The organism is Pseudonocardia thermophila (genome assembly GCF_900142365.1).
GTDB classification, from domain to species: Bacteria; Actinomycetota; Actinomycetes; order Mycobacteriales; family Pseudonocardiaceae; genus Pseudonocardia; species Pseudonocardia thermophila.
Window position 1 is genome coordinate 34,056 of record NZ_FRAP01000020.1, and the last position, 16,242, is coordinate 50,297.

Here is a 16,242-nt window from a genome sequence, read left to right on the forward strand (position 1 = left end):
CGGGGTATGGATCCTCGCCAGAAGCTGCCGGACGCCACCCACCCGATCACGATCACGCCGACCGGGAAACGGGTCGTGGTGGAGTTCCGCGGCGTCGTCATCGCCGACACCGCCGAGGCACTGACCCTGCAGGAGTCGACCTACCCGGCCGTGCAGTACCTGCCTCTCGGGGCGGTCGACCCTGCTTTTCTGCATCCGAGCGACCACCACACCTACTGCCCGTACAAGGGCGAGGCCGACTATTTCCATCTCGGCCGGGACGGCGAGGAGAAGGACGCCGTCTGGATCTACCGCACACCTCACGACGCAGTCGCGGCCATCAAGGACCACGTTGCGTTCTACCCGGATCGGGTTTCTTACACGATCGAGTGATTAGGCTTGCCGATGCAGCCTGGTCATCTCCTAGATGGTTGCCATGTCGATCATTCGATGGGCAACGGTCGCCCTGGCGATGGTTGGCGCAGCAGCACTTCTGACTGCTTGCGGTTCTCCCACGCCGGCGGCGACGGAGACCACAACCGCTGCGGCGCCGACCACCCCGGAACATTCCGCAGCGCCCGCACACCATTCCGCGGCGCCCACTCATCAAGCAGCAACCACCGAGGGCAAATGCACCTTGAACGAGGTGAAACCCTCGGTCGGCCGCACCACCGGTGAGGCCGGGACCCGACACACCGTCATCGTCTGGACCAACCACTCGAACAGGGCGTGCAGCATGCACGGATTCGGCGGCGTCGATCTCGTCGGCCCGAACGACCCGGTGTTCGGCCCGACCTATTCGCTGCCCCGCCAGTCCGCGACCCCGACGACCGTGCACCTCCCGCCCGGAGGGGTGGCCCACACCGTGATCACCTGGCAGCCGCCGCAGGACGGGCCCGGCTGGACCCCGACCGGCATGAACGTCACTCCGCCGGACGAGACGCACTCCGCGCACCTGCAGTGGCCCGGCGGCGCGGTCCTGCGGCAGGACGCGGCCACGCACCCCGGCACGTTCATCTCGCCCGTGCAGCCAGGGGCGGGCTGATCAACTCCGGAAAACCTACGAACGGCACTTTCGTGAGCGGTGCTGCTCACGAAAGTGCCGTTCGCAGCGTTGCGGGAGAGGGTGGCCAGGCCTACGCCACCGCGGGCGCCCCCTCCGCGGCCCGCTTGCGCAGGCTCTCCGGCACCGCGAAGCGGTCACCGTACTTGGCGCGCAGCTCGTCAGCGCGCTTGACGAAGCCCGCCGGCCCGCCCGGGTAGCCCTCGATGTACTGGATCACGCCACCGGTCCACGCCGGGAAGCCGATGCCGAAGATCGAGCCGATGTTCGCGTCCGGCACGGTCTCCACCACGCCCTCGTCGAAGCACTTGACGGTCTCGATCGACTCGACGAACAGCATCCGCTCGGACAGCTCGTGCAGGTCGACGTCGTGGTTGGTGGCGCCGAAGTGCTCGCGCAGCCCCGGCCACAGCCGGACCCGCTCGCCGTTCTCGTACTCGTAGAACCCGGCGCCGGACGAACGGCCCTTGCGGCCGAACTCGTCGACGAGCCGGTCGATGACGGCCTCGGCCGGGTGCGGCTCCCAGGTGCCGCCCGCCGCCTCGACGGCCGCCTTCGACTCGTTGCGGATCTTCTGCGGCAGGGTGAGCGTCAGCTCGTCCATCAGCTGCAGCACCGGGGCCGGGTAGCCGGCCTGCGCGGAAGCCTGCTCGATCGTCTGCGGGTCGATTCCCTCGGCGATCATCGCGACGCCCTCGTTGATGAACGTGCCGATCACCCGCGAGGTGAAGAAGCCGCGGCTGTCGTTGACGACGATCGGGGTCTTCTTGATGCCCAGCGTGAGGTCGAAAGCCTTGGCGATCGCCGCGTCGGACGTCTTGCGGCCCTTGATGATCTCGACCAGCGGCATCTTGTCGACCGGCGAGAAGAAGTGCAGGCCGATGAAGTCGCCTGCCCGGTCCAACCCGGAGGCGAGCTCCGTGATGGGCAGGGTCGAGGTGTTGGAGCACAGCAGGGCGTCCGGCTTGACGACCTTCATCGCCTCCCGGAAGACCTCCTGCTTGAGCTGCACGGACTCGAAGACCGCCTCGATGATCACGTCGCAGCCGGCGAGATCGGCGTAGTCGGCGGTGGGCGTGATCCGCGCGAGCAGCGCCTCGCCCTTCTCCTTGGTGGTCTTGCCGCGCTCGATGCCCTTGGCGACCAGCTTCTCGGCGTAGGCCTTGCCCTTCTGGGCGTTCTCCAGCGCGACGTCCTTGAGGACGACCTCCCAGCCGGCGAGCGCGCACACGTACGCGATGCCCGAGCCCATCATCCCGGCGCCGAGCACGGCGACCTTGGTGGGCTGCCACTTCTCGTAGCCGGACGGACGGGAGCGGCCGTTGTTGATCTCCTGCAGGTCGAAGAAGAACGCCTTCGTCATGTTCTTCGACGTCTGGCCGATCACCAGCTCGGTGAAGTAGCGGCTCTCGATGCGCAGCGCGGTGTCGAAATCGACCTGCGTGCCCTCGACGGCGGCGCAGAGGATGTTGCGCGGCGCCGGCATCGGCGCGCCCTTGAGCTGCTTGCGCAGGTTCGCGGGGAACGCCGGGAGGATCGCCGCGAGCTTCGGGTTCGACGGAGTGCCGCCGGGGATCTTGTAGCCGGGCTTGTCCCACGGCTGGGCCGCGTCCGGGTTGGCCGCGATCCACGCCCTGGCCTTCTCCATCATCTCCTCGGGCGTCGACGCGAGCTCGTCGATGATCCCGATCTCCAGTGCCTTGGCGGGCTTGTGCCGCTGGCCCTGGGCCAGGACGTTCATGAACCCGTTCATGATCCCGAGCATCCGGGTGATGCGGGTGACCCCGCCGCCGCCGGGCAGCAGGCCCAGCGTCACCTCGGGCAGCCCGTAGACCACGCCCTTCGCGTCCAGCCCGATGCGGTGGTGGCAGGCGAGGCCGATCTCCAGGCCGCCGCCCAGCGCTGTGCCGTTCATGGCCGCGACGACCGGCCGGCCGAGCGTCTCCAGCTTGCGCAGCTGGGCCTTGACCTCGGTGACCATGTCGAAGACCCGCTGCGCGTCGTCCGGGCCCGCCGACGAGAGCATCTCCAGGTCCCCACCGGCGAAGAACGTCTTCTTCGCCGACGTGATGATCACGCCGCGGATCTCGTCCTTGGCCGCGACGAGCTGGTCGACGACCTCACCCATGGCGACCCGGTAGCGGTCGTTCATGGTGTTGGCGCTCCTGCCGGGATCGTCGAGCGTGACGATCGCGATGCCGTCGGCGTCCTTCTCCCAGCGCACTGCCTTCTGGTCACTCATGGTTCAGACCCGCTCCACGATCGTCGCGATACCCATGCCGCCGCCCACGCACAGCGTGGCCAGGCCACGCCGGAGATCACGGCGCTCCAGCTCGTCGATGAGGGTGCCGAGGATCATCGCCCCGGTAGCGCCCAGCGGGTGCCCCATCGCGATGGCGCCCCCGTTGACGTTCGTCTGCTCGTGGCTGATCCCCATGTCCTTCATGTAGCGCATGGCCACGGCGGCGAACGCCTCGTTGATCTCGAACAGGTCGATGTCGTCCACGGTCAGCCCGGCCTTGACCAGTGCCTTGCGGCTGGCCGGCGCCGGCGCCGTCAGCATGATCGTGGGGTCGGCCCCGGAGAGCGCGGTGGCGACGATCCGGGCGCGCGGGGTGAGGCCGTTGCGCTTGCCGGCCTCCTCGTTGCCGATGAGCACGAGCGCGGCGCCGTCGACGATGCCGGAGCTGTTGCCGGCGTGGTGGACGTGGTTGATCTTCTCGACCCAGTGGTACTTCTGCAGGGCCACGGCGTCGAAACCGCCCTGCTCGCCCATCGCCGCGAACGACGGGGTCAGCGCGGCCATCCCCTCGACGCTGGCGTTGGGCCGGATCAGCTCGTCGTGGTCGAGGACGGTGAGGCCGTTGCGGTCCTTCACCGGCACGAGCGAGCGGCTGAAGTACCCGTTGGCCTGCGCCTTCGCCGCCCGCGACTGCGACTCGACGGCGTACGTGTCGACGTCGGTGCGGGAGAAGCCCTCCAGCGTCGCGATCAGGTCGGCGCCGATCCCCTGCGGCACGAACCCGGTGGCGTAGCTGGTTTCCGGGTCCATCGCCCACGCACCGCCGTCGGAGCCCATCGGCACCCGGGACATCGACTCGACACCGCCGGCGAGGATCAGGTCCTCCATGCCGGCGCGGATCTTGTGCGCGGCGGTGTTCACCGCCTCCAGCCCCGAGGCGCAGAACCGGTTGAGCTGCATGCCCGCGACGGTCTCCGGCAGCCCCGCGGCGATGGCCGCGGTCTTGGCGATGTCACCGCCCTGGTCGCCGATGGGCGACACGACGCCGAGGACGACATCGTCGATGGTGCTCGGATCGAGATCGGGGTACCGGCGACGGAACTCGTCGATGAGCCCGATGACGAGCGAGACGGGCTTGACCTCGTGCAACGCACCGGAGGCCTTGCCCCGGCCGCGTGGAGTGCGGATCGCGTCGTAGACGTACGCCTCGGGGATCTGGGTCATGCCGCCTTGTTACAGCAGTACTGTCACATAGGTCAAGGATCGGGTATACCTCTCACCCATGACGGCAGCGGAAGAGGACCCGGAGCTGCTGACCATCGACGAGCTCGCCGCCCGCAGCGGCGTCACGGTGCGCAACATCCGCTTCTACGCCGGGCGCGGCCTGCTCCCTCCACCGCGGCTGCGCGGGCGCACCGGGCTGTACGGGCCTGCGCACCTGGCGCGGCTGCAGCTGGTCAGTGAGCTGTCGGCGCTCGGGTTCACGCTCAGCGCGATCGAGTCGTACCTGCGCAAGCTGCCGCCCGACGCCGGACCGGCCGAGCTGGCGCTGCAGCGTGCCCTGCTCACCCCGTGGGTGCCCGAGCACATCGAGGACGTCGACCGCGCCGAGCTACAGCGGCGCGCCGGACGCCCGCTCTCCGACGACGACGTCGAGACGCTGGTCGGGCTCGGCGTGCTGGAGGTGCTCGACGACGGCCGCATCCGGCTGCACGGCGCCGCGCTGCTCGGCACCGGGATGGCCGTGCTCGACTCCGGCCTGCCGACCGACCTGTGGCGCAAGGCCCACCAGCTGATCGAGCAGCACACCTCGGCGCTGGCCGAGGACCTCATGACGCTGTTCCAGACCGAGGTCCTGCAGCCCTACCGCGACCGCGGCCGCCCGCCCGAGGAACGCAGCCGCCTCGCCGAGACGCTGAGCCGGCTCAAGCCGATCACCGTCCGCGGGGTCGTGAACGCGTTCGGCCGCGCGGTGAACCGCGCGATCCGGGAACGGACCATCTAACGTCAGGGGCCATGACCTTCCGCATGCCGATCACCCCGCGCTACATGGAGGTCGACGCACAGGGGGTGGTCTTCAACGGCTGGTACCTCACCTGGTTCGACGAGGCCATGGCCGCGTACCTGGCGCACCGCGGCCTGCCGTACAAGAAGCTGATCGAGGCGGGCTTCGACGTCCACGTCGCGCACTCGGAGCTGGACTACAAGGCCGGGGTGCGGTGGGGCGACCAGGTCGAGGTCGCCGTCTCCACCGGGCGCATCGGCAACACCAGCTTCGCGCTGGACTTCCAGGTGCTGCGCGGCGACGAGGTGTGCACCACCGGGCGCAACGTCTACGTCGTGGTGGCCGCGGACTTCTCCGGCAAGCGGCCGATCCCGCCGGTCCTGGCCGAGGCGCTCGGCGAGCCGGCGCCGCTGCTGCCCGGGTGATCGGACTCCTCCGGTTGCGCGAACCTCGTGCGGGCTGTCTCACATCGGCACATCCGGCACCCCGGAGCATGCCGCACACTACCGAGCAGCCCGACTGAGCCCGGAGGTTCGATGTCCACCACGCTCGACCGCCCACTGACCCGTGCGGCGTGGATGCAGTACGCGCTCATGCGCATCCGCGAGCTGGTCGACAAGCCGCGGTCCGAGATGACCGACGCCGAGCTGGCCGTCTACACGCTGGCGAACAACGCACTGACCGGCGGCGACCCGGTCGTACCCCTGGCGGACGGGGAGAACGCGAGCCGGATGTGCCGGGTGTGCGGGGAACGCTGGGGTCTGAAGTCGCCTGCCGCGCACCACCTGGGGTGCCCGGTCACGGCCTGACCCCTCACGAGCAGTGGCCACCCCGTACACGGCGAGGGCCTGTGCGGGGTGGCCACACGAACGTCAGCCGAGTTCGTAGGTGAACGAGTACGTGTGCTCGCCCTCGGGTGAGACGGTGATCGTGAGCTCGCCGGAGATGCCGGCGAGCTGTCCGCTGCCCGAGTTCGGCACGACCTCGACGGTGAGCTGCCGGCCCGTGTCCGAGGCGACGGCGCAGTGCTGGAGCACGAACGTGCCCGAACGCCCGTCGACGGCAGCGCTGACGTGCTCGATGCCGACGTAGGCCGCGGCGCCCTCCTTCGCGAGCGCCTGCAGCAGCCGTGCGGTGCTCGTGCCGGAGATCCCGCCCTCGAAGGCCTTCGCCACCGAGACGGCGACCAGCCGAACGCCGTGCTCGTCGTGGTAGGTGTCCTCGTCCCAGCGCGTGAGGTCGAAGCGTCCCGTGGTGGTCGACATGCCGGCGATCATGACCGCGCGACCGGCCGGGCGTATTGGACGAACGCGACACCCCGCGCCCTCACCCGAAGGTCAGCCGCAGATCCGGCGAAGTCGATCACCGTCGCGCAGCACCGAAACTCCGAACGGTCCTCTCGTGAGCACCATTCCTCACGAAAGGGCCGTTCGTCCGAGTTTCGCGTGGGGTCGAGCTCAGTTCTTCCTCTTCCCCGTGGCCCGCGCCATGTAGTCGGCGATGATCCCGTCCGTCGCCCGGCGCCGCCAGATCTCCGCGACCCGCTCCTCGTCCTTCGACTCGTCCATGGCCTGCACGAACGGCCGGCGCAGCTGCTCCTTGGTGATCGCGAAGGTGTCGGCGGGGATCTTCGTGAGCGCCTTCGCGGCGGCGATCGCCCGGTCGAGCAGCTCGTCCGGGGCCACCACCTCGTCGACCAGGCCCAGCTCCTTCGCCGTCGCCGGGTCGTAGGTCTGCGCGCCGATGACGAGCCTGCGCGCCACGACCGGGCCGACCGCGTGGTGCATCACCTGCAGCGGGACCTGCGGGAACGCCACCCCGACCTGCAGCTCCGCGAGCCCGATGCGGCCCTTCCCCTCAGCCATCAGCGCCGTGTCCGCGCTGGCGGCGAGCACGCACCCACCGGCGATCGCGTGCCCGTTGACCGCGGCGACCACGGGCTTGCCGAACGTGAACGCGGTCCGCAGGACCTCGCTCAGCGCGGGCATGAACTCGTCGACGTACGCCACCCCGCCGTCGAGGATGCGCCGCAGATCGACGCCTGCCGAGAACGCGGAGCCGGTGCCGGTGAGGACGACAGCCTGCGCGTCGTCGTCGGCCAATGCCCGGAAGGTCTCGGTGATGGCCGTGCACAGCTCGAGGTCCATCGCACTGACGGGGCCGTGGGCCAGGCGCACCACGGCGATGCCGTCCACCCGCTCGCGTTCGATCACGACACGGAACGGTACAAGTTCCGTGTCGAGTGGCAAGGTACGCATGAGTTCATGGAAGAGGGGATGACCGATGCCACAGCAGGTGCGGGGAGTCGTCGCGACCGGTAAGGGCAAGCCGGTGACCGTCGAGACGATCACGATCCCCGATCCGGGCCCGGGCGAGGCCGTGGTCGCCGTGCAGGCCTGCGGGGTCTGCCACACCGACCTGCACTACCGCGAGGGAGGCATCAACGACGACTTCCCGTTCCTCCTGGGCCACGAGGCTGCGGGGGTCGTCGAGTCCGTGGGTGAAGGCGTCACCGACGTGGCTCCCGGCGACTTCGTGATCCTCAACTGGCGCGCCGTGGACGGCACCTGTCGCGCCTGTCGCCGGGGCGAGCCCTGGTACTGCTTCTCCACCCACAACGCCGCTCAGAAGATGACCCTCGAGTCCGGCCAGGAGCTCTCCCCCGCACTCGGCATCGGCGCGTTCGCCGAGAAGACGCTGGTCCACGCCGGGCAGTGCACCAAGGTCAACCCGGCCGCGAAGCCTGAGGTCGCGGGTCTGCTCGGGTGCGGCGTGATGGCCGGCATCGGCGCGGCGATGAACACCGGCGGCGTCCGCCGCGGCGACTCGGTCGCGGTCATCGGCTGCGGCGGGGTCGGTGACGCCGCGATCGCCGGCGCGAAGCTGGCCGGCGCCACCACGATCATCGCGGTCGACGTCGACCCGCGGAAGCTGGAGTGGGCCAAGGAGTTCGGCGCCACCCACACCGTCAACGCCCGTGAGCGCGACGTCGTCGAGGCCGTCCAGGAGCTGACCGACGGCAACGGCGCGAACGTCGTCGTCGAGGCGGTCGGCCGCCCGGAGACCTTCAAGCAGGCGTTCTACGCCCGCGACCTCGCCGGCACCGTGGTCCTCGTCGGTGTGCCCACCCCGGACATGACGATCGACCTGCCGCTGATCGACGTGTTCAGCCGCGGCGGGGCCACGAAGTCCAGCTGGTACGGCGACTGCCTGCCCAGCCGGGACTTCCCGATGCTGATCGACCTGCACCTGCAGGGTCGGCTGCCGCTGGAGAAGTTCGTCACCGAGACGATCTCCCTCGACCAGGTGGAGGAGGCGTTCCACAAGATGGAGCGCGGCGAGGTCCTGCGATCGGTGGTCGTCCTCTGATGAGCCCGATCGACCACGTCGTCACGTCCGGCACGTTCTCCCTCGACGGCGGCACCTGGGACGTCGACAACAACGTGTGGATCGTCGGCGACGAGCACGAGGTCGTCGTCATCGACGCGGCCCACGACGCCGATGCGATCGCCGCCGCAGTGGGCGACCGGCGGGTCGTGGCCGTCGTGTGCACGCACGCGCACAACGACCACATCGACGCCGCGCCCGCGCTGGCGGACCGGTTCTCCGCACCGATCCTGCTGAGCCCGGACGAGGCCGTCCTGTGGGAGATGACCTGGCCGGACCGCAAGCCGGACGGCGAGATCCCCGAGACGATCACCGCTGGCGGGATCGAGCTGCGCAGGCTCGTGACGCCGGGCCACTCGCCCGGCTCGACCTGCCTGTACGTGCCCGAGCTGGGCACGGTGTTCACCGGCGACACCCTGTTCCAGGGCGGCCCCGGCGCCACCGGACGGTCGTACTCGTCGTTCGACACGATCATCGAGTCGATCCGCTCGACGCTGCTCACACTTCCCGGCGAGACCACGGTGCGCACCGGGCACGGCGACTCCACCAGCATCGGCGCCGAGGCGCCGCACCTGGAGGAGTGGATCGCGCGCGGGTACTGATCCCGGTCGGGGGCGCTGCGGAGAACCGATGAGCGCCCCCGACTCGTCCGGCGGCGACGACGCGGCCGTCCGCATCCGTCCGGCGGAGCAGCGCGGCACGCCCGGGTCACCGGCGCCAGAACCCCTCGACGAGGCGCGCTGCTGATCACTCACCCCGGCCGCCAGACCCGTTCGTCCGTGACGATGGCCGTGACCAGGTCGGCCGGGGTCACGTCGAAGGCCGGGTTCCACGCCGGTCCCCCGGTGAACACCTCCTCCGGCGCCCGCTCCTCGATCTCGATGGCCGAGCCGTCCGGGGTGTCGGGGTCCAGCGTCGTCTCGGGCGCAGCCACGACGAACGGGATGCCCGCGCGGGCCGCGGCGAGCGCCAGCGGGTACGTGCCGATCTTGTTGGCGACGTCGCCGTTCGCGGCCACCCGGTCGGCGCCCACCACCACCGCGTCCACGAGCCCGCGCGCGATGAGCGACGGGCCGGCGCCGTCGACGACAACGCGGTAGGGGACCTGCTCGGCGGCCAGCTCGACCGCGGTGATGCGGGCGCCCTGCAGCAAGGGGCGCGTCTCGTCCGCCACCACGAGCTCCACCCTGCCGCGCTGGTGCAGCGACCGGACGACGCCGAGCGCGGTCCCCCACTCCACACACGCGAGCGCGCCCGCGTTGCAGTGGGTGTGCAACCGGAGCGGGCGATCACCGCACAGCTCGGTGAGCAGATCCGCGCCGCGGTCGCCGATCGCGTGGCAGGCGGCGATGTCGGCGTCGCGCAGCTCCAGCGCCGCGGCGAGCACCGCGTCCGGACCCTCGGCCGCCGCCGCGAGCGCGTGCCGCACCCCGCCGGCGAGGTTCACCGCCGTCGGCCGGGCCACGGCGATCCGCTCGGCCGCCGTCTCCAGCTCCGCACCCTCCAGCGTGCGCGCTGCCAGTGCCACCCCCAGCGCTCCGGCGACCCCGAGCGCGGGCGCCCCGCGCACGACGAGCCGGCGGATCGCGTCGATCAACGTGTCGACGTCGGTCACCTCGACCGTGGTGAGGCGGGGCAGCGCGGTCTGGTCGAGCAGCACGATCCTGTCGCCGGCCCAGTCGATCGCCCGTGGCAGCACGCCCCGACCCTAGAACCCCGGGGAACCCTCCCGGCGGGCGATGGGAGGATCAGGCATTCGGGCCCGGCCGAGCCGACACCCTGGGGGTTCAACACAGATGCGCAAACCGTTCCTGCTCGCAGCCTTCGCGGCGGTGGTGGTGGCCCTGGCGGGCTGCGGGGGCGCCACGGCCGGCACCGCCGCGCCCGCCGGCGCCCCACCGGCACCCGTCGCCTACACCTCGATCGACGAACTGTCCGCGGCCATGGCGAAGGCCACGGCGGACAAGCACAGTGCCACGATGCAGATGGACATCGGGCTCGGCGGCCAGTCGATGACCGGCGAGGGGGCCTACGCCATCGAGGGCCGGAACGTGAAGATGCGGCTCACGATGAGCATCCCCCAGGCCGGCGAGATGGAGATGCGGCTCGTCGACAACGTGCTGTACGTGAAGGCGGGTCCGGCCAACCCGGCGTGGCTGCGGATGCCGATCGACCCGAACGACCCGCGCACCGCGGAGTTCGCCCAGATCATCGACCAGGTGGACGTGTCGAAGCAGTTCGACCAGTTCAAGATCGGCGGCGAGCTGACCGGCAGTTCACCGGACACGATCGACGGCGCCGCCACCACCCGCTACGACGTCAAGGTCGACGTCGCGAAGGCGCTGGCCGAGGCGCCGGACGCCCAGACCCGCGAACAGCTGCGGCCGCTGCAGGAAGCCGGTGTCCAGAACGTCGACATGCAGCTGTGGATCGACTCCTCCGACCTGCCCCGCCAGTTCCGGTCCTCGTTCACGTCGCAGGGCCAGCCGGTCAGCGCGACCGTGAAGCTCTCCGACTGGGGCGCCCCGGTCAGCGTCGAAGCGCCGCCCGCCGACCAGGTGACGGACCTGCCGGGCTGACCGCGCGTTGGACGCCAGCGCACTCACCGGGATCGCACACTGAAACCGTTGTGTGGCCGGACGAACTGTTCCCCGAGGACCCTTACCCGGGTGCGGTGCCGGAGCAGTCGTTCGTCCACGTCGCGGGGCACAGCCACCCGCTGCGGCCCGGCCCGGGCGGTTGGACCGTCGACGGTGTCCCGCTCGACACCTGGCTCGCCCGGCACGGTGCCCCGCCGTGCCGGGAACGGGTGCCGCTGCTGACCTACGGCTCCAACAAGTGCCCGTCGAAGATCACGTGGCTGCGGAGGACGCACGGGCTGGGTGCGGACCCGGTCGTGGTCCTCCGGGTGCGGACCACGGGGATGGCGGCCGTCTGGGCGTCGGGGCTGCGGAAGCGGGACGGGCAGCGGCCTGCGGTCCTCGCCGCTGCTCCTGGGGTCGTCGAGTCGCACGCCCTGTGGTTGGCGACTCCGACCCAGATCGCGGTACTGGATCGGTGTGAAGGGCGCGGGGATCGGTATCGGTTGGCTCGGCTGTCCACCGGGACCGTTCGCACCGAGGACGGTCAGCTGATCGAGCGGCCCTGGTGCTACCTCGGGGCCTCGCCGATCCGGCGACCGCTCGCCGTTGCCGGGTCCTTCGTGCGGTGCGCCTCGGTTCCGCAGTCCGTCGCTGCTGGGCTCGTCGGGGAGCCTGCTGCGTCCGACGGGCTCTCTGCTGCGACCGAAACCGGGGCGCCCGATCCCGCATCCTGGCCCTCTTCGCTCTTCGTCTACGGATCGCTGCAGCCCGGGCAGTCCGCTTGGGGGTTGTTGGCGCCCCACGTCCTCGGAGCACCCTCCCGAGCAGTTGTCCAGGGGGCCGTGTTCGACACGGGGCAGGGGTATCCGGCTTGGGTACCGGCCTGCCTTGGGGTCACGCCGGGGTGGGTCGTGTCGGTGCGGTCGGTGGCTCGGGTCCTGTGCCGGTTGGACGAGTACGAGGGGCCGGGGTACGCCCGGGTCCGAGTTGCGGTCTCCGGTGGGCGGGTGTGCTGGGCTTACGCGTGGCGAGGGTCGGTCAACGGGTTTCGGCGGTTGGACGGCGGGTAGGGTTCGTGAGGCGTGACGCTGGGCGCTGCCTCGGGGCCTGCAGGGCTCGCAGAAGTTGACTCGAACGTCGTCGCCGTGCGGCCGATGGGATCGAGATCTGATCGGCACACGGTCGCGGCCTACCGGCCGTCTACATCGACGGAACCGAGTCAATGTCCGGACCAAGGAATTCGGTCGAGCCGAACGTGGCACACCCGTCAACCGCATTGGACGCGAATCACAATGACAACGCCGACCGCAGAAGCCGAGTCGATTCGGTCACAGACACCGCGGCCATCCTCGAAATCACCGAACTCGCGAAAAACCCTCGACAATGCTACGCGAGCATGAGCCTCGAAAACAAATACAGGGCGAGCCGTAGAGGCGGAAGAGCACACTAGAGGAACGTCACTGCCACCCAGTTCTCCTCAACGACAAGAAGTCGAGGTTCGAAACGTGAGCGCGCGAACGGCGCAACAACAACGGTACGACCTACGCAACCCCATCTACGAGCGTGCGCGGCACCAACCCAACAGGATCTGCACACCAGGCGTCGGTCAAGGACGCAAGTCCATGATCAGGTTCCTTGTTCCCTACGCCGGGGCGGGTGCCAGGCGGACACCGCTGGCGCCCGGTAGCGGCTTGCGCGCGGACTCGCGGAGCATGAGGACCGTGGTCAGCGAGATGAGCGAGGCGACGGCGATGTAGGCGCCCGGCATGGCGTTGTTGCCCGTGGCGGTGACGAGGGCGGCGATGACCGCCGGGGCGGTGCCGCCGAAGATCGACGTCGAGAGGTTGTACCCCACGGAGAAGCCGGCGTAGCGGGTGTCGGTCTGGAACAGGGCGGGCAGGGTGGCCGACATCGTGCCGAGGAGCAGGACGAGCAGCATGCCGAGGACGAACAGACCGCCGACGGTGCCCGCGATCGTGCCCGTGTCCAGCAGGAGGAAGGCCGGGTAGCCGAGGACGATGAAGCCGACGCAGGCCGTGGTGATGAGCGGTTTGCGGCCGACGCGGTCGGACAGGGCGCCCACCGGGATGATCACGATCATGATCAGGACCATCATGCCGAGGATGGAGACCAGAGCGGTGGTGGCCGGCAGGTCGACCGTCCGCTGCAGGTAGTCCGGCATGTAGAAGAGAACCGTGTAGACGGCGACGTTGTAGAAGAGCACGAGTCCCACGCAGACCAGGACGGGGCGCCAGTGCTTGGTCAGCACGTCCTTGAGCGGAGAGGCGGAGCCGGCGTTCTGGGCCTCCATCTCGAGGAACGCCGGGGTGTCCTCGAGCTTCGAGCGCAGCCACAGGCCGACGAGGCCGAGCGGGCCGGCCACGAAGAACGGGATGCGCCAGCCCCAGTCGTTCATCGCGGCCTCGGGCAGGGTCACCTGCAGGACGGTGACGAGGCCCGCCGCCAGGACGAACCCGCCGGTGGTGCCGAACTCCAGGAAAGAGCAGTAGAAGCCGCGGCGCTTGTCGGGGGCGTACTCGGCGATGAAAGCGGCCGCGCCGCCGTACTCGCCGCCGGTTGCGAAGCCCTGGACGAGCCGGGTGAGGACGAGGAGCAGAGGTGCCCACCAGCCGACCGCGGCGAACGTGGGCAAGCAGCCCAGGATGAAGCTCGCGGCCGACATGGTGACGATCGTCATCGCGAGGACGCGCTTGCGGCCGATGCGGTCGCCCAGCGGGCCGAGGACGATGCCGCCGAGCGGCCGGACGAGGAAGGCGATCGCGAAGGTCGCCAGCACGAGGAGCTGGTTGGACGACTCACCGCCCGGCGGGAACAGGGCCAGGCCGATCTGGATCGTCACGTAGCTGTAGATGCCGTAGTCGAACCACTCGACCAAGTTGCCCATCGCGGCGGCGCCCACCGCCTTGCGGACGGTGGCCTCATCGACCTCGGCCGGTTTCGTCGTCGTCATCAGCGCCCCCCTTGCGAGCGTGACGACGCTAAGTGGACGTGCCGGGACCGGCAACTCGGAGCAGCGCTAGTTGAGGTTCGCCAGCATCGACTTCGCCCGCAGCTCCAGGGCGTAGCGCTGCTCAGGCGGGAAGTCCGGTGGGGTGGCGCGCAGCAGGGCGGCGGCCTCGGGCCAGCGGGCCTGTTCGCCGAGGGCATCGGCCAGCTCAACGATGTGGTCGAGCTCGCCGCCGAGCGCGAGCCGCATGCGCAGCACCCGTTCGAGATCGGCGGGGCGGCGGCGGGTGCGGTAGCTGACGCGCAGGTTCTCCAGCATGCGGGCGAGGATCGCCGTGGTCGGCACAGGGTCGAGGTAGCCCACCTGGAACGGGCCCTGGCCGCCGAGTGCGCGCCAGCGCTCCTCAGCGCCGGCGGCGTCCAGCTCGGTACCGCCGTCGAAGGCATCCAGGTAGCGGCCGGTGCCCGGGATGCCGACGAGGAAGTGGCCGGGCATGCCGACGCCCTCCAGCGCGATGCCGGCGCGCCGGCCCACCTCGATCGTGACGACGGCGAGCGAGATCGGGATGCCGAGGCCGCGGCCCAGCACGTGCGGCAGGAACGAGTTGCGCGGATCGGTGTAGTCGGCGCGGTTGCCGGTCAGCCCGATGTCGACGAACAGCCTGCGGCGCAGTGCGGGGAGCGAATCGATCCCGTCGGCGAGCCCGTCGAGGGCGCGCAGCCAGCGCTCGACGTCCGTGTCGGGCTCGGCCGCTGCCGCGATGAGCAGGGCGCCCCGGTCGAGCGGCGGCGGCTCGCCCGAGCGCACGAGCCGGGTGAACTCCGCGACGGCGTCCATCGAGCCATGATTGCGCTCCCGGGCGCGCTGCGCACCGGCTCGGCGGAGCAACCACCGATCGGATCTCACGCACCGGCCGCGGCCACCGACGCGGCAGCGGGCAGCCCGCCGATCCGGTACAGCCGAGCCGCGTTGCCGCCCAGCACGGCCCGCACGGCCGCGGTGTCCCACCGGGGACAGCGGTGGATCAGCTCGGGCGGGAACCGGTACGCCGCGAGCTCCCGCACCAGCCGGCCCGGCCGCACCATCGGGTAGCCGCTGCCGAACAGCAGCCGCTGGGCCCCGAACGCCCGCAGCAGCCCGCCGAACGCGTGCGCGAAGTCCGTCGATCCCATCCACGGCAGGATCTCCGTGAGCAGCACGTACACGTTGGGCAGATCAGCGAGCGCGCACAGCTGCTGGCCAGGCAGGCAGCCCGCCCCCAGCACGAACGACACCTCGGGTAGATCGGACGCCAGCGTGCGCAGCTGCGCCGGATCGAACCCGGGCGGGGCGATGCGCGCGGCGGCCCGGCGCACCGGCAGCATCGACCCGGACTGCAGCGGCTCCGCCCACCGCGGCACGCGGGGGCGGCGCCGGCCCGGCGGCAGAGGATCGGGCTCATCGCGCCGCCACGGAGCCGGCCGCGTGGACGGCCCCACCCCGACGTGGACGACGTCGGCGCCCGCCTCCGCGCACCGGGCCAGCACCCGGCGCAGCCACGGCTCCCCCAGCGGCTGCTGCCCCGTGGGACGACGCGTCTCGCACAGCGTGATGCCGCGCAGATCGTGTCGGCGCACCCGCGCGACCAGCCCGCGCGCGCCCGGCTGCCCGCCCTCGGGGTCCAGCTCGCCCGACAGCACGAACCGGCCCGGCATCCACTCGGCCATCTCCGCGTGCCACTCCAGCGGGCTGAAGCCCAGCACGAACAGATCGCCGAGAACCACCGGCTGCAGCACCGCGCGATCGACGTAGCCGGTGTCGAACACGTCGCGCAGCAGGCTCTCCTCGGAGACCCGCTCCGCCTCGTGCCGGGGTACCCCGACCCCGTCGAGCTCGCGGTGGCGGCGCAGCAGATCAGTGGCGTACAGCTCCCCGTCCGGGATGGCCTGGTTGTGCGGGCTCGCGTCCCACACGTGCACCTGACCGTCGACGACGCGGAAGGTCTCGCCGCGGTAGGTGAACACGATCGACCTCCTG

General features: G+C 70.6%; 17 protein-coding genes. 9 read left to right on the top strand and 8 right to left on the bottom strand.

Going from position 1 to position 16,242, the window contains the following annotated elements; all coding sequences use genetic code 11:
• Nucleotides 1-6: 6 nt before the first annotated feature.
• Complete coding sequence (locus BUE41_RS23165) at nt 7-372, top strand: DUF427 domain-containing protein (RefSeq protein WP_073459425.1); 366 nt, start codon at nt 7-9, stop codon at nt 370-372.
• Nucleotides 373-451: 79 nt separating this feature from the next.
• Nucleotides 452-1,024 (top strand): DUF4232 domain-containing protein, encoded by a 573-nt coding sequence (locus BUE41_RS23170; RefSeq protein ID WP_268794541.1) that lies wholly within the window; start codon nt 452-454, stop codon nt 1,022-1,024.
• 91 nt (nt 1,025-1,115) lie between these two features.
• Here the strand turns inward: BUE41_RS23170 and BUE41_RS23175 are convergent, their stop codons facing one another.
• Complete coding sequence (locus BUE41_RS23175) at nt 1,116-3,284, bottom strand: 3-hydroxyacyl-CoA dehydrogenase NAD-binding domain-containing protein (protein WP_073459426.1); 2,169 nt, start codon at nt 3,282-3,284, stop codon at nt 1,116-1,118.
• A 3-nt stretch (nt 3,285-3,287) separates the two neighbouring features.
• Complete coding sequence (locus BUE41_RS23180) at nt 3,288-4,508, bottom strand: acetyl-CoA C-acetyltransferase (protein WP_073459427.1); 1,221 nt, start codon at nt 4,506-4,508, stop codon at nt 3,288-3,290.
• A gap of 58 nt (nt 4,509-4,566) precedes the next feature.
• Between BUE41_RS23180 and BUE41_RS23185 the strand changes: the two genes are divergently transcribed.
• From BUE41_RS23185 to BUE41_RS23195, 3 genes are all read left to right on the top strand, one after another.
• A complete protein-coding gene (locus BUE41_RS23185) occupies nt 4,567-5,289 on the top strand; it encodes a MerR family transcriptional regulator (RefSeq protein WP_073459428.1) in 723 nt (240 codons plus the stop codon).
• An 11-nt stretch (nt 5,290-5,300) separates the two neighbouring features.
• Nucleotides 5,301-5,714 (top strand): acyl-CoA thioesterase, encoded by a 414-nt coding sequence (locus tag BUE41_RS23190; RefSeq protein WP_073459429.1) that lies wholly within the window; start codon nt 5,301-5,303, stop codon nt 5,712-5,714.
• A gap of 111 nt (nt 5,715-5,825) precedes the next feature.
• Nucleotides 5,826-6,098, top strand: coding sequence for a hypothetical protein (locus BUE41_RS23195; protein ID WP_073459430.1), 273 nt, complete (start codon nt 5,826-5,828; stop codon nt 6,096-6,098).
• A gap of 63 nt (nt 6,099-6,161) precedes the next feature.
• Here BUE41_RS23195 and BUE41_RS23200 read toward each other — a convergent pair whose 3' ends face one another.
• Together BUE41_RS23200 and BUE41_RS23205 are read right to left on the bottom strand one after the other, a co-directional pair.
• Nucleotides 6,162-6,554, bottom strand: coding sequence for a DUF3224 domain-containing protein (locus tag BUE41_RS23200; RefSeq protein WP_073459518.1), 393 nt, complete (start codon nt 6,552-6,554; stop codon nt 6,162-6,164).
• Nucleotides 6,555-6,746: 192 nt separating this feature from the next.
• The gene (locus BUE41_RS23205; protein ID WP_084755689.1) at nt 6,747-7,502 is read right to left on the bottom strand and encodes an enoyl-CoA hydratase/isomerase family protein; all 756 of its coding nucleotides are present in this window, start codon (nt 7,500-7,502) and stop codon (nt 6,747-6,749) included.
• 70 nt (nt 7,503-7,572) lie between these two features.
• Between BUE41_RS23205 and BUE41_RS23210 the strand changes: the two genes are divergently transcribed.
• A complete protein-coding gene (locus BUE41_RS23210) occupies nt 7,573-8,658 on the top strand; it encodes an S-(hydroxymethyl)mycothiol dehydrogenase (protein WP_073459432.1) in 1,086 nt (361 codons plus the stop codon).
• On the top strand, nt 8,658-9,278 hold the full coding sequence (locus BUE41_RS23215; protein ID WP_200804076.1) for an MBL fold metallo-hydrolase: 621 nt from the start codon (nt 8,658-8,660) through the stop codon (nt 9,276-9,278). The genes BUE41_RS23210 and BUE41_RS23215 overlap by 1 nt, the downstream gene beginning before the upstream one ends.
• 149 nt (nt 9,279-9,427) lie before the next feature.
• Here the strand turns inward: BUE41_RS23215 and mtnA are convergent, their stop codons facing one another.
• Nucleotides 9,428-10,372, bottom strand: coding sequence for an S-methyl-5-thioribose-1-phosphate isomerase (mtnA, locus tag BUE41_RS23220; RefSeq protein WP_143172318.1), 945 nt, complete (start codon nt 10,370-10,372; stop codon nt 9,428-9,430).
• A 100-nt stretch (nt 10,373-10,472) separates the two neighbouring features.
• On the opposite strand from mtnA, the gene BUE41_RS23225 reads away from it, so the two are divergent.
• Nucleotides 10,473-11,255, top strand: a complete 783-nt coding sequence (locus BUE41_RS23225; RefSeq protein ID WP_073459435.1) for an SCO4651 family lipoprotein — start codon at nt 10,473-10,475, stop codon at nt 11,253-11,255.
• A 344-nt stretch (nt 11,256-11,599) separates the two neighbouring features.
• The gene (locus BUE41_RS32730) at nt 11,600-12,328 is read left to right on the top strand and encodes a gamma-glutamylcyclotransferase family protein (RefSeq protein ID WP_327194780.1); all 729 of its coding nucleotides are present in this window, start codon (nt 11,600-11,602) and stop codon (nt 12,326-12,328) included.
• Between the two features lie 572 nt (nt 12,329-12,900).
• Here the strand turns inward: BUE41_RS32730 and BUE41_RS23235 are convergent.
• From BUE41_RS23235 to BUE41_RS23245, 3 genes are all read right to left on the bottom strand, one after another.
• The gene (locus tag BUE41_RS23235) at nt 12,901-14,229 is read right to left on the bottom strand and encodes an MFS transporter (RefSeq protein ID WP_084755694.1); all 1,329 of its coding nucleotides are present in this window, start codon (nt 14,227-14,229) and stop codon (nt 12,901-12,903) included.
• A gap of 66 nt (nt 14,230-14,295) precedes the next feature.
• Entirely contained in the window at nt 14,296-15,063 is a 768-nt protein-coding gene (locus BUE41_RS23240) for a transglutaminase family protein (RefSeq protein WP_073459436.1), read from the bottom strand.
• A gap of 65 nt (nt 15,064-15,128) precedes the next feature.
• Nucleotides 15,129-16,229 carry an amidohydrolase family protein gene (locus tag BUE41_RS23245; RefSeq protein ID WP_073459437.1) on the bottom strand — a complete coding sequence of 367 codons (1,101 nt, stop codon included), beginning with the start codon at nt 16,227-16,229 and terminating at the stop codon, nt 15,129-15,131.
• Between the last annotated feature and the right edge of the window lie 13 nt (nt 16,230-16,242).